Origin of the sequence: Rouxiella chamberiensis, from assembly GCF_026967475.1 — a bacterium.
Lineage (GTDB): Bacteria > Pseudomonadota > Gammaproteobacteria > Enterobacterales > Enterobacteriaceae > Rouxiella > Rouxiella chamberiensis.
This window is the reverse complement of record NZ_CP114058.1, coordinates 2036494-2062001: the sequence shown is the minus strand read 5'-3', so window position 1 is coordinate 2062001 and position 25508 is coordinate 2036494. Positions and strand designations below refer to the sequence as shown.

Sequence of the window (25508 nt, the reverse complement as noted above, 5' to 3'; positions counted from 1 at the left end):
GATAATTCAAACGCGCAAAAGTGCGCGTTATAGGCCACTATTAGGAGTAAGAAATTCTGGGAGACCCTGATGGACAAGCCACTTACAAGCAAGCACATTCTGATCGTCGAAGACGAAGCCGTTTTCAGATCGGTACTGGCAGGCTATGTGAGTTCGCTGGGTGCGACCTTTACTGAGGCTCAAAACGGCCTGGAGGCTTTGTCGCTGGTTGAAGATGTGCCACCGGATTTGATTCTCTGCGATCTTGCCATGCCCGAAATGGGCGGCATCGAATTCGTTGAAAATCTCCGTTTGCAGGGTAACAAGATCCCTGTACTGGTTATTTCGGCCACTGACAAAATGACTGATGTAGCCACAATGCTGCGTCTGGGCGTGGAAGATGTTCTCCTCAAACCGGTTAACGACCTCAACCGATTGAGAGAGGCGCTGCTGAGCAGCCTTTACCCCAAACTGTTTTCTTCGCAGGCCATGGAAAAGAACGATCTTATCCAGGACTGGGAAGCCCTTTGCCGTAATCCTCATGAGGCCGCCCGACTGTTGCAGGAACTGCAACCGCCGGTACAGCAAACTCTGGCTCACTGCCGTATCAACTATCGTCAGCTGACGATGGCACAAAGCGCCGGACTGGTGCTCGACATCGCCGCATTGTCTTCAAAAGACATCGGCTTTTACTGCCTGGATGTCACTCGCGCCAATGAAAACGGCGTGCTGGCCGCGCTGTTGCTGCGCGCGATATTCAATGGGCTGCTGCGCGAACATCTGAGTAATCAGAGTCAGCGTCTGCCGCAAATGTCTGCCTTGCTGAAAGAGGTGAGTCACCTGTTTAAACAGGCACACCTGCAAGGGCAGTTCCCGCTGCTGATGGGATATTACAATTCCGAACAGAAAAATCTGATTCTGGTTTCGGCCGGGCTGCATGCCAATATCAATACAGGCAACAATCAGATTCAACTGAGTAACGGGGTGCCGCTGGGCACGCTCGGCTCGTCTTACTCCAATCAGGTCAGTCAGCGCTGCGAAGCCTGGCAGTGTCAGGTCTGGGGTGCAGGCGGGCGTCTACGACTCATGCTCTCCGCCGAGTAATGCCGGTCGCGTTGATATCGCCTTTTCCAAGCCGGGTGAAGACTCGGTTTTTGTTTTTTCAATATTACCTATACTGCCTGCCGTATTACCTGAAGCAGCGCATGTTCTGCGTCGCCAACCCCGCCTAAGCTGTTATACTGCCGCCCAATAATTGCCGTGCCCGTCCAGAAGTGTCGGGTATCGCGACATCTGCGTAAGAATTATGCGTATCGAATAGTGGAGTAATGCCAATGAAAGTAACCGTCTTTGGAATTGGTTATGTGGGTCTGGTTCAGGCAGCCGTTCTGGCAGAAGTGGGACATGACGTATTGTGTATCGACGTCGATGCCCAGAAGGTCGAAAACCTCAAGAAAGGGCAAATACCGATTTTCGAGCCGGGACTCGCTCCGCTGGTTAAGCAAAACTACGAATCTGGACGTCTGAAATTCAGTATCGACGCCGAAGAAGGGTGGCCCACGCCCAGGTCCAGTTCATTGCCGTCGGCACGCCACCTGATGAAGACGGCTCGGCCGATCTGAAATACGTCACCGCCGTAGCCCGCACTATCGCGCAGTACATGACTTCGCCGAAAATCGTTATCGATAAATCAACCGTCCCGGTCGGTACGGCAGACAAGGTGCGCGACGTAATGAACGCGACCTTGCAGCAGCGCGGCGTCAGCCTGGAATTCGACGTTATCTCCAATCCCGAATTCCTGAAGGAAGGCGCTGCGGTAGCAGACTGCATGCGACCTGAACGTATTGTTATCGGCACCGATAATCCGCAGTCTATCGATCCTATCCGCGAACTGTACGAGCCGTTCAACCGCAACCATGATCGTATGATTATCATGGATATTCGCAGCGCCGAGCTGACCAAATATGCCGCGAACTGCATGCTGGCGACCAAAATCAGCTTTATGAATGAAATGTCCAATCTGGCGGAAATGCTCGGCGCAGATATTGAAAAAGTGCGTCAGGGAATTGGTTCGGATTCGCGCATTGGTTATCACTTTATTTATCCAGGCTGTGGATACGGCGGTTCCTGTTTCCCGAAAGACGTGCAGGCGCTGATTCGCACCGCCGAACAGATTGGCTATCAGCCAAGTCTGTTGCAGGCCGTTGAAAAAGTGAATGCCAAACAGAAATACAAGCTTTCAAGTTTTGTCGAAAAACATTACGGCGCCGATCTCTCCGGCAAAACCTTTGCGCTGTGGGGATTATCTTTCAAGCCCAATACCGATGACATGCGCGAAGCATCAAGCCGAGTGTTAATGGAACAACTCTGGGCGGCAGGGGCGTCAATTAAAGCCTATGACCCCGAAGCCATGAATGAAACTCAGCGCATTTATGGTCATCGCAGCGATTTGGAGCTAATGGGCACCAAGGAAGCGGCATTACAGGGTGCCGATGCGTTGATTATTTGCACGGAATGGCAAAACTTCCGCGCGCCCGATTTTGATTTGATTAAAAATTCACTCAAGAATCCGGTTATTTTCGACGGGCGTAATTTGTATGATCCCGAGCGTCTCGAGAAAAGAGGCATTACCTATTACGGGATTGGCCGCGGTGCTTCCGTGAATCCGGTATTGTAAGGAGAGATAATGAATTATTTAGTAACAGGTGCAGCGGGTTTCATCGGTTATTACGTTTCATTGCGCTTGCTGGCGGAAGGACACCAGGTTACCGGTCTGGATAATCTGAACGATTACTATGACGTCAATTTGAAATTGGCGCGGTTGAATCAGCTCGAAAATAAATCGGGCTTTTCGTTTATCAAAATGGATCTCGCGGATCGTCCGGGCATGGCGACACTATTTGCCGAAGGCCAGTTTGATCGCGTAATTCATTTGGCTGCACAGGCCGGTGTTCGCTATTCAATCGATAATCCTCTGGCGTATGTCGATGCCAATTTAGTCGGTTTTGCCAATGTGCTGGAAGGATGCCGCCATAATAAGGTCAAGCATCTCCTTTATGCGTCTTCAAGTTCCGTATATGGCATGAATCGCAAACAGCCGTTTTCTACCGAAGACAGTGTTGACCATCCTATATCGCTTTATGCGGCGACCAAAAAAGCCAATGAGTTGATGGCCCATACTTATTCTCATTTGTATGGCTTGCCGACAACCGGAATGCGCTTCTTTACCGTATACGGCCCGTGGGGTCGTCCTGATATGGCGTTGTTTAAATTCACCAAGGCTATTATTGCCGATCAGACGATTGACGTTTATAACCACGGGGAAATGCGCCGCGATTTTACCTATATCGACGATGTCGCCGAATCCATTATGCGCCTGCAGGATATTATTCCCGAGGCCCAGCCAACGTGGACCGTCGAGAGCGGCGAGGGCGCAAAGAGCGCAGCCCCGTACGTTGTCTACAATATTGGCAACAGTCACCCCGTGAAACTCATGAGCTACATCGAGGCGCTTGAGCGTGCGCTGGGCATTGAGGCGAAGAAGAACCTGATGCCGATGCAGCCAGGCGATGTCCATGAGACAAGCTCCGACAGCACGCCGCTCTTCGAGGCTACCGGCTTTAAACCACAGACCGCCGTGCAGGAAGGGGTTAAACACTTTGTCGACTGGTATAAGGATTTTTATCAGGTTTAAGGCAATGGAACGGGCATGATGTAAAGCGATAACGGAAAGGCTGCGTAAGCGGCCTTTTTTATGTCTGCAATTTCTTTTTCTATAAGTCGGCTAACTAAAAAAACGACGTAATAAGGTGATTAAATATTGCACGGCCAACGAACCCGCAATAAAAAAACCACCGACTAGGCGGTGGTTTGAGAGCATTATTTTGAGACTGTCGTACAGCCGGAAAACTTACAGCAGGAAATCGTCCAGCTGTTTGCCTTCGTCTTCGATAGCTTTTTTGATTACCGCAGGAGTACGGCCCTGGCCTGTCCAGGTTTTGCTTTCGCCGTTCTCGTCGATATATTTATATTTAGCAGGACGAGCAGCGCGTTTTGCTTTACCCGTTGCTTTAGTTGCAGCCATAGTCTGCAGCAGTTCATTAGGATCGATACCGTCTGCAATCAGCATTTCGCGGTATTGTTGCAGTTTACGAGTGCGTTCTTCATTTTCCGCAGCGGCCTGATTATCTTCATCACGGCGCTCATTAACTACAACTTCTAATTTCTCTAGCATTTCTTCAAGAGTTTCCAGAGTACATTCGCGAGCCTGGGCGCGCAGCGTACGGATGTTGTTCAGAATTTTTAATGCTTCGCTCATTATACAAGTCTCAATTTAATAGGTGGGGGGCGTTTGAGTAATAATAGAATGCTCTACTGTATTCTGCAATAGCCAATTTGTTATGTTGACGGGAATTTACCATTTATAAGCAATATTATTTCACCGTCCGGAAATATAAGTCGGTTAAAATGTCAATTAAGTAAGGCGCAGTAAGGCAAATTCATTAGCCTTTAGTGCGGAGTGTCACAGGTTTTTAAACCTGGCTTTTATAACGCGTGCCGAGCCGTTACAAATATCAATAGGCTTAACGTATAACTGACGAACCGCTGTACCCGATTACCCTCTGCCAATTTAGCGATACGTGCCACACCTTTTGACTTTACGTGTGAAAAAGAGTCAGACGCTTTATAAATACACTTAATAGCTATTTGTTTAATAATTGTTTTATTCGGTCAGTTACGGGCACAGTGTCGCGCGCGGCCGGAGACAATGTTCTAATTAGGATGAACAGTATTCACAATAACCATTGTAAGTATCTGTAATTTTCCTGCATCATTATTGCTGCGCGGCAGCGCGAGGGGCATAACCGTCCCTTCTCATCTGCACGTAGGCGCACTATTATCAGCGAGTATCCTTACAAGACGTTAGCACCGAGAGACGTTACCCGTATTTTATACTGTCGGAGTTTCGAGCGCATGGCTCAGCTTTATTTTTATTATTCTGCGATGAACGCCGGGAAATCCACTTCCCTGCTGCAATCTTCCTATAATTATCAGGAACGCGGTATGCGTACGCTGGTGTTAACCGCAGCCATCGATAATCGCTTCGGAGTGGGTAAGGTAAGCTCGCGTATCGGATTATCGTCGCCAGCCGAGCTGTATGGCCCGCAGACAGACTTACTCGAGTTGATCACCCAATCCCATTACCAGCAGACGCTGCACTGCGTCTTGATAGACGAGAGCCAGTTTCTGAGTCGTCAACAGGTTGAGCAACTGACCGACGTGGTGGATGCGCTGGATATTCCCGTAATGTGTTATGGCCTGCGTACCGATTTCCAGGGCGAGTTATTTAGCGGCAGTCAATATTTGCTGGCCTGGGCAGATAAACTGGTCGAACTTAAAACTATCTGCCATTGCGGGCGCAAGGCAATTCAGACCCTAAGGCTTGATGAACACGGTAACGCGCTGCACGATGGCGCGCAGGTGGTTATCGGCGGTAATGAGCGTTATGTTTCGGTATGTCGAAAACATTATAAAGAGGCCATGGCAAAGTAAGACGGTTCCTAATAACGTATTCTTAACAAAGCTGTTACGCGCCTATTATTTCACTTCACTAATAATTCAGCAAAATGATTAATGGCAGTAATGTTTATCGCAGAAAAAACCCGCCATCAGGCGGGTTTGTTTTTTCAGGCGAAGCGCCGTTAATTTATAACACGGCTTTGGTTGTTGCAGGCGTTTTAGACGTTGATGCGATCTTGATCACCTTTTCCGCTTTCTCTTGCAGAACGATAGACGGCAAATCTTCGCTGAATTTATTCCCGTAATAGGTATCCATCAATATTTGTTTAAGTTCCGAAATGAGCGGATAACGTGGATTGGCACCGGTACACTGGTCGTCAAATGCATCTTCCGAGAGTTTATCTACTTTTGCCAGGAAATCGGCTTCCTGCACGCCCGCTTCGCGAATGGAGGTTGGAATGCCCAGTTCGGCTTTTATTTCTTCCAGCCAGTTCAGCAGTTTCTCAATTTTCTGTGCAGTGCGATCGCCGGCAGCACTCAGCCCCAGATGGTCGGCGATTTCAGCGTAGCGGCGGCGCGCCTGAGGGCGGTCGTACTGGCTGAAGGCCGTCTGTTTGGTCGGATTGTCATTGGCGTTGTAACGTATGACGTTTGAAATCAGCATGGCATTGGCCAATCCGTGCGGGATATGGAACTCGGACCCCAATTTATGGGCCATGGAGTGACAGACACCCAGGAAGGCGTTGGCGAAGGCGATACCCGCGATGGTCGCGGCATTATGCACCCGTTCACGCGCAACCGGATTTTTCGCGCCATCGCGATAGCTTGCCGGCAGAAACTCTTTCAGCAATTTCAGCGCCTGCAATGCCTGACCATCGGAAAATTCGTTCGCCAATACGGAAACATAGGCTTCAAGCGCATGAGTGACCGCATCCAGTCCCCCGAAGGCGCAGAGCGATTTCGGCATATTCATCACCAGATTGGCATCGACAATCGCCACATCCGGGGTGAGGGCATAATCTGCCAGCGGATATTTCTGGCCGGTTGCATCGTCTGTGACTACCGCGAAAGGCGTGACTTCCGAGCCGGTACCCGAGGTTGTGGTAATGGCAACCATTTTTGCCTTCACGCCCATTTTCGGGAACTTATAGATACGTTTGCGAATATCCATAAAGCGCAGCGCCAGATCTTCAAAGTGAGTTTCCGGATGTTCATACAGAACCCACATGATTTTCGCCGCATCCATCGGTGAACCGCCGCCGAGCGCGATAATCACGTCCGGTTTGAAGGAGTTCATCTGTTCCGCCCCTTTTCGCACAATACTCAGGGTCGGATCGGCTTCTACCTCGAAGAACACTTCGGTTTCGATACCGTGGCTTTTCAGCACGCGCGTTACCTGATCGGCATAGCCATTATTGAACAGATAGCGGTCGGTCACGATAAAGGCGCGTTTCGCTCCGTCGGTCGCCACTTCTTCAAGCGCGATAGGTAGAGAACCACGACGGAAATAGATGGATTTTGGAAGTTTATGCCACAACATATTCTCTGCTCGCTTCGCGACCGTTTTCTTGTTGATCAGGTGTTTTGGCCCGACGTTTTCAGAAATTGAGTTACCGCCCCATGAACCACAGCCCAGGGTGAGGGAAGGAGCCAGTTTGAAGTTGTAGAGATCGCCAATCCCGCCCTGTGATGCCGGGGTATTGATCAGAATACGGGCGGTCTTCATTTTGTCGCCGAAGAAACGCACGCGTTCCGGCTGGTTGTCCTGATCGGTATACAGGCAGGAGGTATGGCCGATACCGCCCATGGTGACCAGTTTCTCGGCTTTGTCGACCGCGTCTGCAAAATCTTTGGCGCGATACATGGCAAGTGTAGGGGAGAGTTTTTCGTGCGCGAGCTGGCTCTGACTCATCGACCTTGCTGACTTCACCAATCAACACCTTGGTATTGACCGGCACGGTAATGCCTGCCATTTCGGCAATTTTCGTCGCGGGCTGGCCTACGATATCGGCATTCAGCCCGCCATTTTTCAAAATGATGTCCTGAACCGCTTTCAACTCGTTGCCGACCAGCATGTAGCCGCCATGAGTGCTGAAACGCTCGCGCACGGCGTCATAGGCGGAGTCGACGACGATGACAGACTGTTCGGAGGCGCAAATCACCCCGTTATCAAAGGTTTTCGACATCAGAATCGAGGCGACAACCCGTTTGATGTCTGCCGTTTCATCGACGACCACAGGAGTATTGCCTGCGCCGACGCCGATTGCCGGTTTACCGGAACTGTAGGCCGCTTTCACCATGCCGGGACCGCCTGTCGCCAGGATCAGATTAAGGTCGGGGTGGTGCATCAACTCGTTGGACAACGGCACGCTTGGCGCGTCTATCCAGCCGATAATATCTTTGGGCGCACCGGCTTTCACCGCGGCTTGGAGCACGATATTGGCCGCCTGAATCGTCGCTTTGGCCGCGCGAGGATGCGGTGAGAAGATAATGGCGTTACGGGTTTTCAGGCTGATAAGCGCCTTGAAAATTGCCGTAGAAGTTGGATTGGTGGTAGGAACAATACCGCAGATGATGCCGATAGGTTCGGCGATGGTCAGGGTGCCGTAGGTTTCGTCTTCGGCAACGATACCGCAGGTCTTTTCATCTTTATAGGCATTGTAGATATATTCGGAAGCAAAGTGATTTTTGATGACTTTATCTTCGACGATGCCCATTCCCGACTCTTCAACCGCCAGTTTGGCGAGAGGGATTCGCGCATCGGCCGCGGCGAGGGCGGCGGCCCGGAAGATTTTATCAACTTGCTCTTGTGTGAACTCTGCGTATTCACTTTGCGCCTTTTTAACACGAGCTACTAACTCGTTTAGTTCAGCAACGTTGGTGACAGCCATGGTGTTCTCCTGAGAATGTTAAACTTTTTTAGAAAATATCCGGGCCAAATCAAAGTATAGTCACGGTGAATAATGCTGCCGTTTCCTTTAAAAACAGATTTTTATCATAAGGTTAAAATCTGGATTCCTATATTTTCTAAAAAAGCCAGAGTGCTTGTAGTCTGTAAGGTGACAAATGTTGTCTAAAATCGGTTTTAAACTGACTTTATCCTGTCGTTAAAACTTTCTAAATTTGTTGTCTTGGATAAAGTTTACGCGCAACGCGGGAGGGTGAATTTGATCCAGATCAAGGGATTTTACGAAGCTGACACCATTCAGCTAGGCGATTGTTGCCGGTTTGGTATAAATGTTAGGCAGTGATTGAAGTGAGTACGGAGAAAGTAAAATCGAACTAATCGGAAATTATGCGCTGGTTTATTTCTCTAAATGATTCCTGAAATCTGGTGGTTAATGCTAGATATCTTCATGGCGTGAGGGCAGTGAATCGAGTACATTAGCGCCAGCCAAAATCCCTGTTATCTTCTTTCTTTTACTACCCTTATGCGGAGCACTGCGTGAGCCAGACACTGCTAGATTTTTCCGGTTACATCAAATTTTTTGTCGGCCTGTTTGCGCTGGTGAACCCGATTGGTATTTTGCCCGTGTTTATCAGCATGACTAATTATCAGGGCGCGGTAGAGCGCAATAAAACCAACCTGACCGCCAACCTGTCGGTCGCCATCATCCTCTGTACTTCGCTGTTTCTGGGCGATGGCATCCTGCACCTGGTTCGGTATCTCGATTGATTCGTTTCGCATTGCAGGCGGGATTCTGGTGGTGACGATTGCCATGTCGATGATTAGCGGCAAACTGGGGGAAGATAAACAGAACAAGCAGGAGAAATCGGAAACGGCTATCCGTGAAAACGTGGGCGTTGTGCCGTTGGCATTGCCCTTGATGGCCGGACCCGGTGCCATCAGTTCGACCATCGTCTGGAGTTCACGCTACCACAACTGGGAAAACCTGCTGGGCTTTACTCTGGCGATCGCTTTTTTCTCTTTTTGCTGCTGGTTGCTGTTCCGCGCGGCACCGATGGTGATGAAATTGCTGGGGCAAACCGGAATCAACGTGATCACCCGTATTATGGGTCTGTTGCTGATGGCATTGGGCATCGAGTTTATTGTTGCCGGTGTGAAGACCATTTTCCCTGGCCTGCTGTAATCCTTCTCCAGTCCTGGCTCTCTGCTTAAAGGCTTTTCGACGGGGAATACCTCGTCGATTCCTTTACTCTCTACCGCGTCACTAAAAAGGCCTACGCGATCACAATTTCGCGAATTATTATCTAAACTTATAATGCGTCGCCTTATAATAGTGCATCTAATGTTTCCTGAATGTGCTTCTGCACCCAAATGTGGCATAAAATCCCATCCCGCTTGCAATATTTGTTAAACCGCCTATTTCTATACGTTTTCTTGGCACTTTACGGGCTTTTTTGCGACTTTTATTGCCCGTATTGGCGTTATATTAATCATATCAATCTATAGCACTTGTACATGCTCATTCGAGATGTTATTAGTGTTTACCACGCAGTTAACAGGGCTTTATTCTTAAAAGTAACCAAATATTAACGTATTGTGTCAGCCCGATTTTTACGCCGAAAAAGGTATTTATCAAAAGTTGAATATTTAAAATAATTTTTATAATCAACAGGTTGAGCAGGGTATTTTTAGGTTTAATTGAGCGCTGAGTTACCGTTTTTCGCCCTGAAAATAAAGCGAATGTCACATTTTCGCAAAATTTTCGGCCGCGGAATTAACGTGCCTCTGTGTTGTTGAATGTCTTCCCGAGGGATAAATGTTTCGGCCTCCTGCCGAAGTGAGAACGGATCTTGCAAAGCTTTATCAGCTACGTACTAAAGATTGTCTTAAACCTCTATTCAAGGAGATATTCGCGTGACAACAACGGTGACTCGGCAAGCTGTTTTTCCCGTCCCACGGCGTTATTCCTCTATTGCCTTGGGGGCGGCGAATTCATCATTTTGTATTTCGGGCATGAGGGATTTTAACGTTACCACGTTATCTCCTTGATGCCGTCTTGTCGGAATTTCCTGTTCCGGCGCTCTGCCAATGCACATTTTATGCATTGGTAAGTCTTTAAAAGCTGTAGTCACCGTATTTCCCACACGGTATGGGTAGCACAACTTCCGTACGTAATGACAAGTACCTTTAGCAGGTAAAAAATAACAATTGGAGTTGATAGTAATGACCAACATCACAAAAAAACATCTTCTTGCGGCCGGTATTCTGGCTGCAGTAAGCACAGTAACCCCTTTCAGCAGCTTCGCCGCCGACGTTCCGGCCGGTGTGCAATTGGCCGCCAAACAGGAATTGGTAAAAAATAATGGTTCGGAAGTGCAGTCTCTCGACCCGCACAAGGTCGAAGGCGTACCTGAATCCAATGTCATTCGCGATTTGCTCGAAGGGCTGGTAAATACCTCGCTCAAAGACGGCAGCGTAATTCCGGGCGTGGCAGAAAGCTGGGAAAATAAAGATTTTAAAGTCTGGACCTTCCATCTACGCAAAGACGCCAAATGGTCGAATGGCCAACCGGTTACCGCGGCCGATTTCGTTTATAGCTGGCAGCGTCTGGCCGACCCGAAAACCGCGTCGCCTTACGAGAGCTATCTGCAATACGGCCACATTGTGAATATCGACGATATTATCTCCGGCAAGAAAAGCCCCGACACGCTGGGCGTGAAAGCGGTGGATGACCACACGCTGGAAGTGACTCTGAGCGAGCCGGTGCCGTATTTCGTCAAAATGCTGTCCCACACCGCGATGAAGCCGGTCTATAAACCTGCAATCGAGAAGTTTGGCGATAAATGGACCCAGCCTGAAAATTATGTCGGCAACGGGGCCTATAAACTGAAAGCCTGGACCGTCAACGAACGTATTGTCGTCGAGCGCAATCCGCAGTATTGGGACAACGCCAAAACCGTGTTGAATCAGGTGACTTTCCTGCCTATTTCGTCGGAAGTATCAGACGTTAACCGCTATCGCAGCGGCGAAATCGACATGACCTATAACAACCTGCCTATCGAACTGTTCCAGAAACTGAAAAAAGATATCCCGCAAGAGCTGCACGTCGACCCTTATCTGTGCACCTATTATTATGAAATCAATAACCAGAAAGCGCCGTTTACCGATGCCCGCGTGCGTGAAGCGCTGAAGCTGGGTCTGGATCGTGATATCATCACCAACAAAGTGAAAGCGCAGGGGGATATCCCGGCCTTTGGCTTTACACCGCCTTATACCGACGGCACCGATGGCAAGCTGACACCGCCGGCCTGGTTCAAGGAAACGCAGGAACAGCGCAATACCGAAGCTAAAAAACTGCTGGCCGAAGCGGGCTTCACGGCAGACAAGCCGCTTACATTCAGCCTGCTCTACAACTCTTCCGACCTGCATAAAAAGCTGGCCATCGCCGCTGCCTCCATCTGGAAGAAAAACCTGGGCGTTAACGTCAAGCTCGAAAATCAGGAGTGGAAGACCTTCCTCGAAACACGTCATCAGGGCAACTTCGATGTTTCGCGTGCGGCCTGGTGTTCCGACTACAACGAACCGACCTCGTTCCTCAACATCATGCTGTCAAACAGCAGCAACAACACCTCGCATTATAAAAGCCCGGCGTTTGACAAGCTGATAGTCGATGCGCTGCAGGTGAAAACCGACGAAGAGCGCGCGGCGCTTTACCAGCAGGCGAAACAGCAGCTGGATAAAGACTCGACCATCGTGCCGGTTTATTACTACGTGAATGCCCGTCTGGTTAAGCAGTACGTGGGCGGCTACACCGGTAAAGACCCGCAGGACAACGTTTACGACAAAGATCTCTACATCATCAAGCACTAATCAGGCTCGGCAGCAGGGCGGTTACCCGAGCCGCACTGCTGCCTTATGCACGATGTAGAAACAGTTACAGGTTGAGCAAGGCAGGTACGAGCAATGTTGAAATTTATATTACGACGCTGTCTGGAAGCGATCCCGACGCTCTTTATTCTCATCACGATTTCGTTTTTCATGATGCGTCTCGCGCCCGGTAGCCCCTTCACCGGCGAGCGCAATCTGCCGCCGGAAGTGATGGCAAACATCGAGGCGAAATATCACCTCAATGATCCTATGTACAAGCAGTATTTCCACTATCTCGAGCAGTTGGCGCACGGCGACTTCGGCCCCTCCTTTAAATACAAGGATTACAGCGTCAACGATCTGGTCGCCACATCCTTCCCCGTTTCGGCCAAACTTGGCCTCGCGGCCTTTATTCTCGCCATCGTCCTTGGCGTCTCGGCAGGCGTCATTGCGGCGCTGAATCAGAACACCAAATGGGATTACACCGTCATGGGAATTGCCATGACCGGCGTGGTGATCCCGAGTTTTGTGGTCGCGCCCTTACTGGTGCTGGTATTTTCCATCATGCTGAAATGGCTGCCCGGCGGTGGCTGGCACAACGGCGGATTCAAATACATGGTATTGCCGATGGTGGCGCTGTCACTGGCCTATATTGCCAGCATCGCGCGTATTACCCGCGGTTCGATGATTGAGGTCCTGCACTCGAACTTTATTCGTACCGCACGCGCCAAAGGCTTGCCGCTGCGTCGCATCATCCTGCGCCATGCGCTGAAACCGGCGCTGTTACCGGTTATCTCCTACATGGGACCGGCCTTTGTCGGGATTATCACGGGTTCAATGGTTATCGAAAGCATTTATGGCTTGCCGGGCATCGGCCAGCTGTTTGTCAACGGCGCGCTAAACCGTGACTACTCGCTGGTGCTTAGCCTGACCATTCTGGTGGGTGCCCTGACCATCCTGTTCAACGCGATTGTCGACGTGCTCTACGCCGTTATCGATCCGAAAATCCGTTATTAAGGCTGGGCACGCTTATGATGTTAACCAAAAAGAAAAACAGTGAAGCGCTGGAAAACTTCACCGAAAAGATGGAAATAGAGGGGCGCAGCCTATGGCAGGACGCGCGTCGCCGCTTTATTCATAACCGCGCGGCGATAGTCAGTCTGGTGATATTGCTGCTGATTGCCCTGTTTGTGACCTTCGCTCCGATGCTGGCCCAGTTCCGCTACGACGACACGGACTGGAACATGATGTCGGCGGCACCGGACATGGCCTCCGGCCACTATTTCGGCACCGACTCGTCAGGGCGCGATCTGCTGGTACGCGTGGCGATTGGCGGACGCATTTCGCTGATGGTCGGCGTGTCGGCGGCGCTGGTTGCGGTGATCCTCGGCACCTTGTACGGCTCGATTTCGGGCTATCTCGGCGGTAAAACCGACTCGGCGATGATGCGTCTGCTGGAAATTCTCAACTCTTTCCCGTTCATGTTCTTCGTTATCCTGCTGGTGACTTTCTTCGGACAGAATATCTTTCTGATCTTCGTCGCCATCGGCATGGTGTCGTGGCTGGACATGGCGCGTATCGTGCGCGGCCAGACCCTGAGCCTCAAGCGCAAGGAGTTTATCGAAGCCGCGCTGGTCAGCGGCGTCTCAACCTGGAACATCGTGCTGCGCCACATTGTGCCGAACGTCCTCGGCGTCGTCGTGGTCTATGCCTCGCTGCTGGTGCCAAGCATGATCCTGTTCGAATCCTTCCTGAGTTTTCTGGGGTTGGGCACGCAGGAGCCGCTAAGCAGCTGGGGTGCCTTGCTGAGCGATGGCGCCAACTCGATGGAAGTTTCGCCGTGGCTGCTGTTCTTCCCGGCCGGATTTTTGGTCGTGACGCTGTTCTGTTTCAACTTTATCGGCGACGGGCTGCGTGACGCGCTCGATCCGAAAGACCGCTAAGGAGTGCCATGATGAGCACAATCGAACCTATTTCAGGCACGTCTCGGGCGATCGACAACGCGGGCACGCCGATTCTGCTGGATGTCAAAGACCTGCGCGTCACCTTCGGCACGCCCGACGGCGATGTCACGGCGGTCAACGACCTTAACTTCGACCTGCGCGCCGGTGAAACGCTCGGCATCGTCGGCGAGTCGGGATCGGGCAAATCGCAGACCGCCTTTGCGCTGATGGGGCTGCTTGCCAGCAACGGGCGCATTGGGGGCTCGGCTAAATTCAACGGACGCGAAATCCTCAACCTGCCGCAAAAACAGCTCAATACGCTGCGCGCCGAGCAGATTTCGATGATTTTCCAGGACCCGATGACCTCGCTGAATCCGTATATGAAAGTCGGCGAGCAGCTGATGGAAGTGCTGATGCTGCACAAGCACATGAGCCGCGCCGAGGCATTCGAAGGCTCGATTCGTATGCTGGATGCGGTGAAAATGCCGGAAGCGCGCAAGCGCATGAAGATGTATCCGCACGAGTTTTCCGGCGGCATGCGCCAGCGTGTGATGATTGCAATGGCGCTGCTGTGCAGCCCGAAACTGCTGATTGCCGATGAGCCGACCACCGCGCTCGACGTCACCGTGCAGGCGCAGATCATGACGCTGTTAAACGAGCTAAAGCGTGAGTTCAACACCGCCATTATCATGATTACCCACGACCTCGGCGTCGTGGCGGGTATCTGCGACAAGGTGCTGGTGATGTACGCGGGCCGCACTATGGAGTACGGCAAGGCGCGGGAAGTGTTTTACCAGCCGAGCCATCCGTATTCAATTGGTCTGCTCAATGCGGTGCCGCGTCTCGATGCCGAGGGTGAATCACTGCTGACCATTCCGGGCAATCCGCCCAATCTGCTGCGTCTGCCGAAGGGCTGTCCGTTCCAGCCTCGCTGCCCGTATGCGATGGAAATCTGCGCCGCCGCGCCGCCGCTCGAACGATTTGGCGACGGCCGCCTGCGCGCCTGCTTCAAGCCCGTGGAGGAGTTGGTATGAGTGAAGTCATTAGTCTGTTTCCTTCCAGAGGCGCGGCGCATGTCGATGAAAGAAAGGTGCTGCTCGAGGTCGCCGATCTCAAGGTGCATTTTGATATCAAGGACGGCAAGCAGTGGTTCTGGCAGCCGTCAAAAACCTTGAAAGCCGTAGATGGCGTGAGTTTGCGGTTGTATGAAGGCGAAACGCTGGGCATCGTCGGCGAGTCGGGCTGCGGCAAATCGACCCTGGCGCGGGCGCTGATTGGCCTGGTAAAAGCCACCGACGGCCGCGTGGCGTGGCTGGGCAAGAGTCTGCTCAATATGTCCGATGCTGAATGGCGCAACACCCGCAGTGATATTCAGATGATCTTTCAGGATCCGCTGGCCTCGCTGAATCCGCGCATGACCATCGGCGAGATCATCGCAGAACCGCTGAAAACCTACAATCCCCGGATGTCGAAGTTGCAGGTCAAGGAGAAGGTCAAGGCGATGATGCTGAAGGTAGGGCTGCTGCCCAACCTGATTAACCGCTATCCGCACGAGTTTTCGGGCGGGCAGTGTCAGCGTATCGGCATCGCGCGCGCGCTGATCCTTGAGCCGAAGCTCATTATCTGCGACGAACCGGTGTCCGCGCTGGATGTGTCGATTCAGGCGCAGGTGGTCAATCTGCTGCAACAGTTGCAGCGCGAGATGGGTTTATCGCTTATTTTTATCGCTCACGATCTGGCGGTGGTAAAGCATATCTCGGATCGCGTGCTGGTGATGTATCTCGGGCACGCGGTGGAGCTTGGCACCTATGACGAGGTTTACCATAATCCGCTGCATCCTTACACGCGCGCGCTGATGTCGGCGGTGCCGGTGCCGGACCCCGACAAGGAGCGCAACAAGACCATTCAGCTGCTGGAAGGGGAGTTGCCGTCGCCTATCAATCCGCCGTCGGGCTGCGTGTTTCGCACCCGCTGTCCGATTGCCGGCCCGGAATGCGCCGTGACGCGTCCGCTGCTCGAAGGCAGTTTCCGCCATGCGGTGTCCTGCCTCAAGGTCGACCCGCTTTAACCGCGAGACGCCGACTGACAGACATAAAAAACCCCGCTGACAGTGGCGGGGTTTTCTTTTGTGCCGAGTGGGTCAGCGTCTTACTCTTTCCACAGAATGTGGCACAGCTTGTGGTCTTTCTCGCGACACAGCAGGACACGGGCAAAGACATCGTTGATGGGTTCGCCGTCGGCATCTGCCAGACCAATCACCACTTCGGCAAAGAAATCGGGATTCAGGTCAAAATCGACGTGCTCTACCCAGTCTTCGGCCGGGTCGTAGAGTTCGGCACCGCCACGCTCTTCAAATTGCAGGTTGAAGATCAGGATGTCCGCCGGATCCAGGTTATCTCCAGCCAGTTCGAGGAAGATATCGTAGGCTTGTTCAAGGGTTTCGTCTTCGGTCAGGCGATTATTCAGATCCATAGTCTTCTCATTCAATAGTTTGTGACGTGCAAGGCGGGATTCAGAGTCGCCGCCCGGCACAGGGCCTATTAGAACATTCTCGCTGCCGCTTTTACAGTAACGGACTGAAAAAGTAGAAAAGGCGTTCGACGATACGATGCCAGAACGGGCGCTTGAGCCATTCTTTTGGATCAAGCAGTCTCGAACGGGCCAGATAATCCTCCTGAACCACGGCCAGATCGCTGCCAAAACCGGCATCGTCAATGACCAGCGTAATCTCGAAGTTCAACCACAGGCTGCGCATGTCCAGATTGACCGTGCCAACCAGGCTGAGCTGACCATCGACCAGAATGCTCTTGGTATGCAGCAAACCGCCTTCGAACTGGTAGATTTTAACGCCCGCTTCCAGCAGTTCGTTAAAGAACGCGCGACTTGCCCAGTCCACCATCATTGAGTCATTCTTCATCGGCATGATAATGCTGACGTCAACCCCGCGCTGTGCGGCGGTGCAAATTGCGTGCAGTAAATCGTCACTCGGCACGAAATAGGGCGTTGTCATGACCAGCTGTTCACGCGCCGAATAGGAGGCGGTGAGCAGCGCCTGATGAATCATGTCTTCGGGGAAACCCGGCCCCGAGGCGATAACCTGAATCGTATGGCCGCTCTCCTGCTCGAAAGGCATCTGATTGACCTCGGGTTCGGGCGGCAGAATGCGTTTGCCGGTCTCGATTTCCCAGTCGCACGAGTATACGATGCCCATCGTGGTTGCGACGGGGCCTTCCATACGCGCCATCAGATCAACCCACTGGCCCACGCCCGCGCCCTGTTTGAACAGCGCCGGGTCGACCATGTTCATGCTGCCGGTGTACGCCACATAGTTATCAATCAGCACCACTTTACGGTGCTGGCGTAAATCCATGCGCCGCAGGAACACACGGAAGAGATTAACTTTCAATGCTTCGACGACTTCGATACCGGCGTTGCGCATCATGGCCGGATACGGGCTTCGGAAAAATTGCAGACTGCCTGCCGAATCCAGCATCAAGCGGCAATGTACGCCGCGTCGCGAGGCCGCCATCAGGGATTCCGCGACCTGATCCACGAGTCCGCCGGGCTGCCAGATATAGAACACCATCTCGATATTATGCCGCGCCAGTTCGATGTCGCGCATAATCGCCTTGAGCGTGTCGTCGCTGGTGGTCAGAAGCTGCAACTGATTGCCCTTGACCCCGGCAATGCCCTGACGACGTTCGCACAGCTGAAAGAGTGATTTCGCCACATCGCTGTTTTCGGTAGCGAAAATGCGATGCCAGCCTTTCAGGTCATTCAGCCATCGCGCGGTGGAGGGCCACATCGCCTTGGCGCGCTCTGCTCGACGTTTGCCCAGATGCAACTCGCCGAAAGACAGATAGGCAATAATGCCAACCAGTGGAATAATAAAGATAATCAACAGCCAGGCCATGGCGGAAGGGACCGCGCGGCGTTTCATCAAGATGCGTAGCGTTACGCCGGCAATCAGTAACCAGTAACCGAAAACCATCAGCCAGCTGATTACTGCATAAAATGTCGTCATAGGGGCGAAGGATCCTGTTCGCGTGCAATTTTTGTGAGTTTACGCAGAGTGCGCTTAAGGTTAAACCTTTTAACTATTTTTATCTTCGTCTTCAATCGGCTAGCGCTGAAAGTATTGTCCGCAAACGTCAGTTTTTGCCCTGACGTGTAATTAAGCGTAGCTAAAACTCTCAATCAGGAGAGCGGTTGATCTATAATATTCGCGCTATTTGAACAGAGACCTTGGTAAAGGAATTTTTGTTGTATGAAACGTAGTAGAAATGAAGTCGCCCGCTGGCGTTTAAAGCGTCAGGCTCAGAAAAGAAAGAGCCGATGGCTTGAGGGCCAGTCTCGACGTTACCGACATATATACCGTATTCGAGCTATCCACTCTCTGCAGCATCAGCATCTTGCGTTGTACCATGTTATCCACGGATGGTGAGGGTCTGACATCAGGCGCGTAAGGCGCCTTTTTTTCGCCTGTCATTTCCGTTCTAGCGGTCGTTTACTCGAAACAGTGCGCCACATTTCGGGCAAACCAGCGTCGCGGTTCTTGCGCACCTTGGCACTGATTTGCTCGGTGGAAGCCTTGCATTCGGGACAGACGACTTTGGTGGATTTACTGGTCAAAAACTTCAATCCGTCGAAGAGTGACATAATGGCTAACCTCGCAGGTTGGGGTAAACAGTTTACCACGTACATGCCTGGCTTGGCCGTTAATCTTGTCCGACGCCTTCTTTATGCGGGAGAGCAGGTCAGGAAAAAAGAAGCAGGGCGCGCCTGCTTCCGTGACGGACTTGTATTTAGAGGGTCTGCTTGAAAGGTTTGACGGTGACATTTTCATACACACCGGCCAGCACGTAGGGATCAACCTCGGCCCAGCTTTTGGCCGCTTCGAGGCTGTCGAATTCGGCGATGACCAGAGAGCCGGTCATGCCCGCATCGCCCGGTTCTTCACTGTCGATAGCCGGGAAAGGACCGCCTAGTACCACGCGACCCTGTTCTTTCAGCTTTAGCAGGCGTTCAATATGGGCAGGGCGTGCAAGACGGCGTTTTTCAAGCGAGTCAGTGACATCTTCGGAATAGATCACGTAAAGCATGGTTCACCTTAATAGTGTATTTGCAAAAAAGGGTTGCAAAGAAAGTCTCGAGGGCAAGTCAGGGGTGAATGATGAAAAGCCAATGCCGATTTCAATCATCAAGCCTTCTTACAACACGTACCATAGCGAAACCCTGCGACGAGTGAAAGCGCGTTGTTTGAATCAAAAGTGCAGTATTTGAGAATAGTTTTCATCTCCTTATTGAATATGATTGCTATTTGCATTTAAACTTGCGGATTCACGGGGAAATCGAATTATTATGCAGCCAACAGCGATGTCTTTATCTAATGCTATGCCGTTAAAAAAACAGTCCATCATTCGCAGAGTAACGTTGCCGGCCATCCTGTCTCTCGGGATCCACGGCGCACTTATCGCCGCGTTACTCTATGTCACCATCACCGACAGCGTGAAGATGCCGAAGCAGGAAGAGCATGTCATGAGCGTCAGCATGGTGAATCCGGAAGTGTTTACGCCACCGCCAACGCCGCAGCCCGTCGTGGAACCCGAGCCTGAACCCGAGCCGGAGCCTGTGCCGGAGGTCAAGCCTGACCCGGTCGTGACGCAGCCTGTCGAAGTGCCGCTGCCAAAACCCAAGCCTCAGCCCAAGCCAAAACCGAAACCGGTGAAAAAGGTTGTCGAAAAACCGAAGTCCAAGCCGCAACCGCAGCCACGGCCGGTCGAGAAGACCCAGCAGATGACCAAAGCCGAGTCGTCGCCGTTTACCTCGCAGAAAGCGCCGACTGCGCCCGCGCCTAAACCGGCCGCGCAAACCAGCGGCAGCAGCAGTGGTCCGCGTCCGCTCGACAGAAGCAAGCCGCAGTATCCTGCGCGTGCCTTTGCGTTACGCATCGAAGGGCGGGTAAAAGTGCAGTTTGACGTCGACAGCGACGGGCGCGTTGATAACATCCGCATCCTGTCCGCCGAACCGCGAAATATGTTCGAGCGCGAAGTGAAAATGGCGATGAATAAATGGCGCTACGAAGCCAAGGAAGCCAAAAACCTTACCGTTACGCTGGTATTTAAAATGAGCGGCGGCGGTGGCGTAGAAGATTAATTTAATTACGCCAGTCCCATGAATTAAATAAAGGGGTAAAACTACGGTTTTGCCCCTTTTTTTAAAGTTGATTCATTGCGCGTGTTTTTTTATAGCGAACTCGATTTTATTGTCTATCCTCTAATTGATTGATAGTGAATTATCCTTTTTATTTCCAACTCCAAAGGACAAGTCATTATTAGTATGCCTTTTTATTTCGTATGAATACCGGCTGCCGCTTGCGATTGACTTAGCCTGGTCAACGAGCTGCTTTAACGGCCGTCTGCTGCTTCAAGTCATTAATTTATAGAGGAAATAATTATGACGCATAATGATCCCACTCTGTATCAGTCTCCGGATGGAGTCGTTACGGACGTTTATCGTAATAATAATGCGCGACGTATTTCATGGGGTGCAATTTTTGCAGGTGTAATAATTGCGATTATCACGCACATGCTTTTATCTCTACTGGGTACGGCGATTGGCGCATCAACGGTTGATCCTCTCAAGGAATCAAACCCGCTGGATGGTTTGGGAACGGGCGCATTAATCTGGATGCTGGCCAGCGTCTTAATCTCCTATGCGGTCGGTGCTTATTTCGCAGGACGTTTGGCGCGTCGTGAAGGCGCACTGCACGGGGTACTTTCCTGGGGTGTTGTTACGCTGATTTCAGCCTATATCTTTGTCACCCTGTTTAGCAGCGCCGTAGGTGGCGTGATGAATGTGGCGGGCGAAGGTCTGAAAGCGGCAGGAAGCGGGATTGCCAGCGCGATGCCGCAGGCGGGTAACATGGTCAAGGAGCAGTTGCAGAAAGCCAATTTCAACCTTGATGACCTGCAAAATGAACTGACCACCACACTGCGCCAGACCGGTAAACCTGAACTGCAACCTGAAAATCTGCAACGCCAGGCGCAGGACAGTGCCAACGCTGCCGAACAGCAGGCAGGCAGCCAGCAGGCACCTAGCCAGGATCTGCAACAGTGGTTTAGCGGCGTGATTCAGCGCGGCGACAGCACACTGCAGGCGGCCGATGTCGATGCCCTGAAAAATATCATCAAGGCACGTACCGGTAAATCCGATCAGGAAGTCGATCAGATTGTCGCCAAGGCGCAGCAGTCCTACCAGCAGGCTTACCAGAAGTATCAGCAGCTGAAAGCCGATGCCGAACAGAAAGCGCGTGAAGTGGCCGACAAGGCAGCGGATCAGCTTTCCAAAGCCAGCTGGTTTGCTTTCGTTCTGCTGGTTATCGGTGGCGTTGTTTCCGGTTTTGCGGGCGAGTGGGGTCGTCGTACCCAGCCTCATCATCTGGCCAACGGTGAAACCGTGCACGGCGACAAACACGTAAGACGTTAAGTCTTTAACCGTCGTCAAAAAAATCCGCGGTCAGCACATCGACCGCGGATTTTCTCTTTAAGACCGGATAAATCAGAAAGCGGAATCAGTCGTCGAGGGAACCGGCAGAATCCACGCTGAAGTTACTGCGACCGTCCGGCAACTGACGCGATTTGCCTTCGTTGTCTACCGCGACATAGGTAAAGACCGCTTCGGTGGCGATGTAGCGCTGACCAATCGGCTCGGAAGAGACCTTCTTCACCCAGACTTCAACATTGATGGTAATCGAACTGTTGCCGGTCTTGATGCAGCGTGCATAACAGCACACCACATCGCCCACGGCGACGGGTTTCAGGAAGGTCATGCCGTCGACACGCACCGTAACCACACGGCCTTTGGCAATTTCCTTGGCCTGTATGGCCCCGCCCATATCCATTTGAGCCATCAGCCAGCCGCCGAAGATATCACCATTTGCATTGGTATCAGCAGGCATGGCGAGGGTGCGCAACACCATTTCACCATTGGGTAACTTGTGTTTTTCGTTCATACGATGGGCTTCACATTAAAGTCGAAATATCCAGATCTCCAAACCGCAGTTCGGAGATCTACGTCGGAAATAACTCTCGGTAACGCTATTTTTTTTGTTCTTTTTCTTCTTCAGGCATGTGTCTGAAGATATAAATACCGCTTAACAGCGTGAAGAGCAGGGTCAAGACGGTAAGGCCGAATACCTTGAAATTAACCCAGACATTCTCAGGTAGCCAGAACGCCACATAGATATTTGCAAGCCCGCAGAGCAGGAAGAAAATAGCCCAGGCCACGTTCAGTTTGCCCCACACCGCATCGGGTAGCGTCAGTTCTTTACCCAGCATTCTCTGTATCAGCGGTTTTTTCAATATTAGCTGACTGACCAGCAGCGCGCCCGAGAACAGGACATAAATAACTGTAACTTTCCATTTAATAAACAGGTCATCGTGGAATACCAGCGTCAGCGTGCCGAAGACGGCGACCATGACAAAGGTAATCAGCGTCATTTTCTCGACCTTGCGGTATTTGATCCAGGTCAGGATCAGCGCCAGCGCCGTTGCAGCGATCAGCGCACCCGAAGCCACATAGATATCGTAGAGTTTATAAAAGACAAAAAATACAATCAGGGGAAGAAAATCAAGAAGCTGCTTCATACTTCATTCCATATTGGAGGACGGCACCGACGACGGCGTCTCCTCGTCAACCGGTAAAAGAGCAACCCGTAAAAGGGGCGTCGCGGCGCCCCTCCTGCGAATCACACGATAGGCGTTGCCACCTGACTACGCAGCTTGCTGTACAGGCGGTACAGATAAATAAGCAGGTAGGCGGAAATCAGATTGCTGACCGCACTCAGAACGATAGTGGCCACTTCCGGCCCCAGGAACTTGAGGTGGCTCACAGCCAGTAGAACCAGCATCTTCGCGGCAAGCCACAGCATGATGGCAGGCACGATAACGCGGGTATTGGCAAAGGCCAGTTTGGCACTGAGTTTGATCGACTTGAAAACACCGAGCTTTTCGGTCGAGACGATAATCGGCGAAAGCGAAACCGCCACCGCGATAATCAGACCCGGCACGATAAAGAGTGTCAAACCAAGCTGGACCACCAGCGTGCACAGGAACATGAGCAGCAGAAACGCGGGGCAGGGTCGGTGCCGATGCGCCAATCGCGCGCAGGGCGCTGGTGCGTGCCCCCGCCGAAATCTGCTGGATGAGCATCAGCATGCCGCCGACCAGCAACACATTGCCGACCAGCGCCGAGAAGGTTGCCGCCGCAGAGACCTTGAGCAGCACCATCTGTTGCTCGGGGGACATCTGCTGGATAATCTCCTGAATACTCATGCCCGCCGTATCGGAAAGCGAATCTGAACCGCTGGTCAGCAGGCTGAGCTGATCGGCATCGGGTGTAAAGGTGTGGTTTAAAATGACGGTAATAAATGCGGTCAGCAGGCACATCAGCAAAATGCTGCCCAGCTGGTTACGCAAAAAATTGAAACTGTCACGGTACAACGTACTGGCCGTGATAGGCATGAAGACTCCTAGACTATCTATTATTGTTTCCAAACCGCGATTGTACCCTGTAATTGCGCCGCTGGCATCCTGCCAGAGAGTCTTATCACGACCCTTACGAACTCTTACGCTTGATGAATTTTCAAGCAGGGGGCATTGCGGCCCTTTTTGCATTAATAACAGGATTTTTAAGAAGTAATTCCCGAGACAATTGCAACAAAAAAAGATTCAATGTTTAGATAAATAAATGAAAGATCGCTCTTTTTGCGTAAATTGGCTTGATTGTTTATTTTTGTAAAACTAGGATGCAGGGAGTTTACTTACCTTAGCTGCGAATATGAAAATTCTTTTAATCAGGCGTGACAATATTGGTGACCTTATCCTCACCACTCCTCTTATTGCGACCTTGGCAGGGCAAAAAAATACCACTCTGGACTTACTCGTTAATACTTATAATAAAGATGTTCTCGAAGGCAATCCGCATATTGGTCAAGTCCATCTCTATTGCAAATCACATCACCGCAAGGGCGGTCAATCGCTGCTGAGTGTTTATTTCCAGCGTTTCAAAACCATGATGGCGATTCGATTGGCGAAATACGATGTGGCGATCGTCGCCAGTACCGACAGGCGTCCCTTGCAGTGGGCCAGACTGTCAGGCGCGAAGCGTATCATCGCAACCGGCAAGAATACCCATGAATGGGTCACCGACTTTATTCCGTATCAGGAAGACCAGCATATCGTCCAGCGCCTGAACGCGCTCTCCGGCCCTTTGGGTATCGACGAGATCCCAGGCCCGCTCGAGCTTTATGTCGAGCCGGAAGAAGTGGCGGCGATGGCCGCAAAGTACAAGATTCACCGCGACAGGCCGGTTTACGGCATTCAGATAAGCGCGCGCAAACCGCAGCAGCGCTGGCAGATTGAAAAGTTCATCGAGCTTGCGCATCATCTTGCGTCGCGTGAAACGTGCCAGATTATCCTGTTCTGGTCGCCGGGTGCCGAAGACAACCCCGAGCATCCCGGCGATGACAACAAGGCCCAGAAAATTGTCGAGGCCTGCAAGGGTATCGATCTGGTTCCTCTGCCGACGTGCACCATTCGCGAACTGATGGCGGCGATGTCACTCTGTGACCAGATAATCACCAGCGATGGCGGCGCACTGCACATTGCGGCGGGCGTGCAAAAGCCGGTCGTGGCGCTGTTTGGCAACAGCGACGCCGTATACTGGGCACCGTGGAAGGTTCCGTGCGCGGTTATCAAGGCCCCGTCCGACAATGTCGGTCTGCTGAGTGTCGAACACGTGCTGAACGAGTTCACCGCGCTGCGTGAGAAAGTCCTGACACAGGAATAACCCCTTCCAGCAAGCCTGTTGGTACTCCCTCCAAAGGCGGCATGCCATAACGGGCCCGCGCTCTGTCGCAGGCCTCGTTGGTGACGCCGTTTAATCCGGATTGATCAAACTCGTGACAGGGAGACGGTCGGTTCAGATAAATGGAACATGACACCGCTTTTCCTATCTCGCCTTCAAGCGCCACGCAGCGGGGAGAACGGGAGTGGGTGCCCTGCATACAGCTCAGAAAGGGCGTGACCTGTTCCGTCAATGCCTGGGGCACCACGCCACCGGCCTCTTCAGATTCAGCCCAATAAAACGACACGCGGAAATAGGCGCAGCATGCGCCGCAGGAAATACAGGGATTATCTTTATCGCTCATCTTGGACGCTACCGTAAACGGAGAACTGAAACCAAAACAACCATGAGTGAGCAAAATACGCATTTGCTATTTTTTAAGC

Annotated in this window: 20 protein-coding genes and 4 pseudogenes; 14 read left to right on the top strand and 10 right to left on the bottom strand. The window is 51.8% G+C overall.

Annotation, left to right across the window (positions count from 1 at the left end; genetic code table 11):
* Positions 1-69: 69 nt before the first annotated feature.
* The 3 genes and pseudogenes from rssB (at position 70) to O1V66_RS09445 (ending at position 3673) form a co-directional block, all read left to right on the top strand.
* Complete coding sequence (rssB, locus tag O1V66_RS09455; protein WP_045046647.1) at positions 70-1083, top strand: two-component system response regulator RssB; 1014 nt, start codon at positions 70-72, stop codon at positions 1081-1083.
* A gap of 230 nt (positions 1084-1313) precedes the next feature.
* Positions 1314-2656, top strand: a pseudogene (locus tag O1V66_RS09450) (UDP-glucose dehydrogenase family protein).
* 9 nt (positions 2657-2665) lie between these two features.
* Positions 2666-3673, top strand: a complete 1008-nt coding sequence (locus O1V66_RS09445) for an NAD-dependent epimerase (protein ID WP_045046649.1) — start codon at positions 2666-2668, stop codon at positions 3671-3673.
* Between the two features lie 216 nt (positions 3674-3889).
* Here O1V66_RS09445 and hns read toward each other — a convergent pair whose 3' ends face one another.
* A complete protein-coding gene (gene hns, locus O1V66_RS09440) occupies positions 3890-4297 on the bottom strand; it encodes a histone-like nucleoid-structuring protein H-NS (RefSeq protein WP_045046650.1) in 408 nt (135 codons plus the stop codon).
* A 656-nt stretch (positions 4298-4953) separates the two neighbouring features.
* Here hns and O1V66_RS09435 point away from each other — a divergent pair.
* On the top strand, positions 4954-5532 hold the full coding sequence (locus O1V66_RS09435) for a thymidine kinase (protein WP_045046651.1): 579 nt from the start codon (positions 4954-4956) through the stop codon (positions 5530-5532).
* Between the two features lie 154 nt (positions 5533-5686).
* Here the strand turns inward: O1V66_RS09435 and adhE are convergent.
* Positions 5687-8390, bottom strand: a pseudogene (gene adhE / locus O1V66_RS09430) (bifunctional acetaldehyde-CoA/alcohol dehydrogenase).
* Positions 8391-8944: 554 nt separating this feature from the next.
* On the opposite strand from adhE, the pseudogene O1V66_RS09425 reads away from it, so the two are divergent.
* From O1V66_RS09425 to oppF, 6 genes and pseudogenes are all read left to right on the top strand, one after another.
* Positions 8945-9590 (top strand): annotated as a pseudogene (locus tag O1V66_RS09425) (YchE family NAAT transporter).
* 1040 nt (positions 9591-10630) lie between these two features.
* Entirely contained in the window at positions 10631-12277 is a 1647-nt protein-coding gene (gene oppA / locus O1V66_RS09420; protein ID WP_269128280.1) for an oligopeptide ABC transporter substrate-binding protein OppA, read from the top strand.
* A 93-nt stretch (positions 12278-12370) separates the two neighbouring features.
* Positions 12371-13291 (top strand): oligopeptide ABC transporter permease OppB, encoded by a 921-nt coding sequence (gene oppB / locus O1V66_RS09415; RefSeq protein WP_045046655.1) that lies wholly within the window; start codon positions 12371-12373, stop codon positions 13289-13291.
* Positions 13292-13305: 14 nt separating this feature from the next.
* Positions 13306-14217, top strand: coding sequence for an oligopeptide ABC transporter permease OppC (oppC, locus tag O1V66_RS09410; RefSeq protein ID WP_414058457.1), 912 nt, complete (start codon positions 13306-13308; stop codon positions 14215-14217).
* Positions 14218-14228: 11 nt separating this feature from the next.
* Positions 14229-15251, top strand: a complete 1023-nt coding sequence (gene oppD, locus O1V66_RS09405) for an ABC transporter ATP-binding protein (RefSeq protein WP_045046656.1) — start codon at positions 14229-14231, stop codon at positions 15249-15251.
* Positions 15248-16285 carry a murein tripeptide/oligopeptide ABC transporter ATP binding protein OppF gene (gene oppF / locus O1V66_RS09400; RefSeq protein WP_045046657.1) on the top strand — a complete coding sequence of 346 codons (1038 nt, stop codon included), beginning with the start codon at positions 15248-15250 and terminating at the stop codon, positions 16283-16285. The genes oppD and oppF overlap by 4 nt, the downstream gene beginning before the upstream one ends.
* An 80-nt stretch (positions 16286-16365) precedes the next feature.
* Here oppF and O1V66_RS09395 read toward each other — a convergent pair whose 3' ends face one another.
* Both O1V66_RS09395 and cls read right to left on the bottom strand, forming a co-directional pair.
* Complete coding sequence (locus O1V66_RS09395; RefSeq protein ID WP_045046658.1) at positions 16366-16689, bottom strand: HI1450 family dsDNA-mimic protein; 324 nt, start codon at positions 16687-16689, stop codon at positions 16366-16368.
* Between the two features lie 91 nt (positions 16690-16780).
* A complete protein-coding gene (cls, locus tag O1V66_RS09390; RefSeq protein ID WP_045046659.1) occupies positions 16781-18241 on the bottom strand; it encodes a cardiolipin synthase in 1461 nt (486 codons plus the stop codon).
* 243 nt (positions 18242-18484) lie between these two features.
* Here cls and O1V66_RS09385 point away from each other — a divergent pair, with 243 nt between their 5' ends.
* A complete protein-coding gene (locus O1V66_RS09385; RefSeq protein WP_152623567.1) occupies positions 18485-18661 on the top strand; it encodes a YciY family protein in 177 nt (58 codons plus the stop codon).
* A 41-nt stretch (positions 18662-18702) separates the two neighbouring features.
* On the opposite strand, the gene O1V66_RS09380 is transcribed toward O1V66_RS09385, so the two are convergent.
* Positions 18703-18876, bottom strand: a complete 174-nt coding sequence (locus tag O1V66_RS09380) for a YnfU family zinc-binding protein (protein ID WP_330873483.1) — start codon at positions 18874-18876, stop codon at positions 18703-18705.
* 146 nt (positions 18877-19022) lie between these two features.
* Positions 19023-19319 carry a YciI family protein gene (locus O1V66_RS09375; RefSeq protein ID WP_045046660.1) on the bottom strand — a complete coding sequence of 99 codons (297 nt, stop codon included), beginning with the start codon at positions 19317-19319 and terminating at the stop codon, positions 19023-19025.
* A 292-nt stretch (positions 19320-19611) separates the two neighbouring features.
* Here O1V66_RS09375 and O1V66_RS09370 point away from each other — a divergent pair, with 292 nt between their 5' ends.
* Together O1V66_RS09370 and O1V66_RS09365 are read left to right on the top strand one after the other, a co-directional pair.
* Entirely contained in the window at positions 19612-20373 is a 762-nt protein-coding gene (locus O1V66_RS09370) for an energy transducer TonB (protein ID WP_045046661.1), read from the top strand.
* Positions 20374-20673: 300 nt separating this feature from the next.
* Complete coding sequence (locus O1V66_RS09365; RefSeq protein WP_052673373.1) at positions 20674-21705, top strand: TIGR04086 family membrane protein; 1032 nt, start codon at positions 20674-20676, stop codon at positions 21703-21705.
* Positions 21706-21790: 85 nt separating this feature from the next.
* Here O1V66_RS09365 and yciA read toward each other — a convergent pair whose 3' ends face one another.
* The 3 genes and pseudogenes from yciA to O1V66_RS09350 form a co-directional block, all read right to left on the bottom strand.
* Positions 21791-22231: an acyl-CoA thioester hydrolase YciA gene (gene yciA / locus O1V66_RS09360; RefSeq protein ID WP_045046662.1), complete on the bottom strand. Its 441-nt coding sequence runs from the start codon at positions 22229-22231 to the stop codon at positions 21791-21793.
* Positions 22232-22316: 85 nt separating this feature from the next.
* Entirely contained in the window at positions 22317-22865 is a 549-nt protein-coding gene (locus O1V66_RS09355) for a septation protein A (protein ID WP_045046663.1), read from the bottom strand.
* A 101-nt stretch (positions 22866-22966) separates the two neighbouring features.
* A pseudogene (locus tag O1V66_RS09350) lies at positions 22967-23741 on the bottom strand (YciC family protein).
* Positions 23742-24057: 316 nt separating this feature from the next.
* On the opposite strand from O1V66_RS09350, the gene O1V66_RS09345 reads away from it, so the two are divergent.
* Positions 24058-25068, top strand: a complete 1011-nt coding sequence (locus O1V66_RS09345) for a glycosyltransferase family 9 protein (protein WP_045046665.1) — start codon at positions 24058-24060, stop codon at positions 25066-25068.
* Here O1V66_RS09345 and O1V66_RS09340 read toward each other — a convergent pair.
* Positions 25031-25429, bottom strand: coding sequence for a YkgJ family cysteine cluster protein (locus O1V66_RS09340; protein ID WP_072045050.1), 399 nt, complete (start codon positions 25427-25429; stop codon positions 25031-25033). The two genes, O1V66_RS09345 and O1V66_RS09340, sit on opposite strands and share 38 nt — an antisense overlap.
* Positions 25430-25508 lie beyond the last annotated feature (79 nt).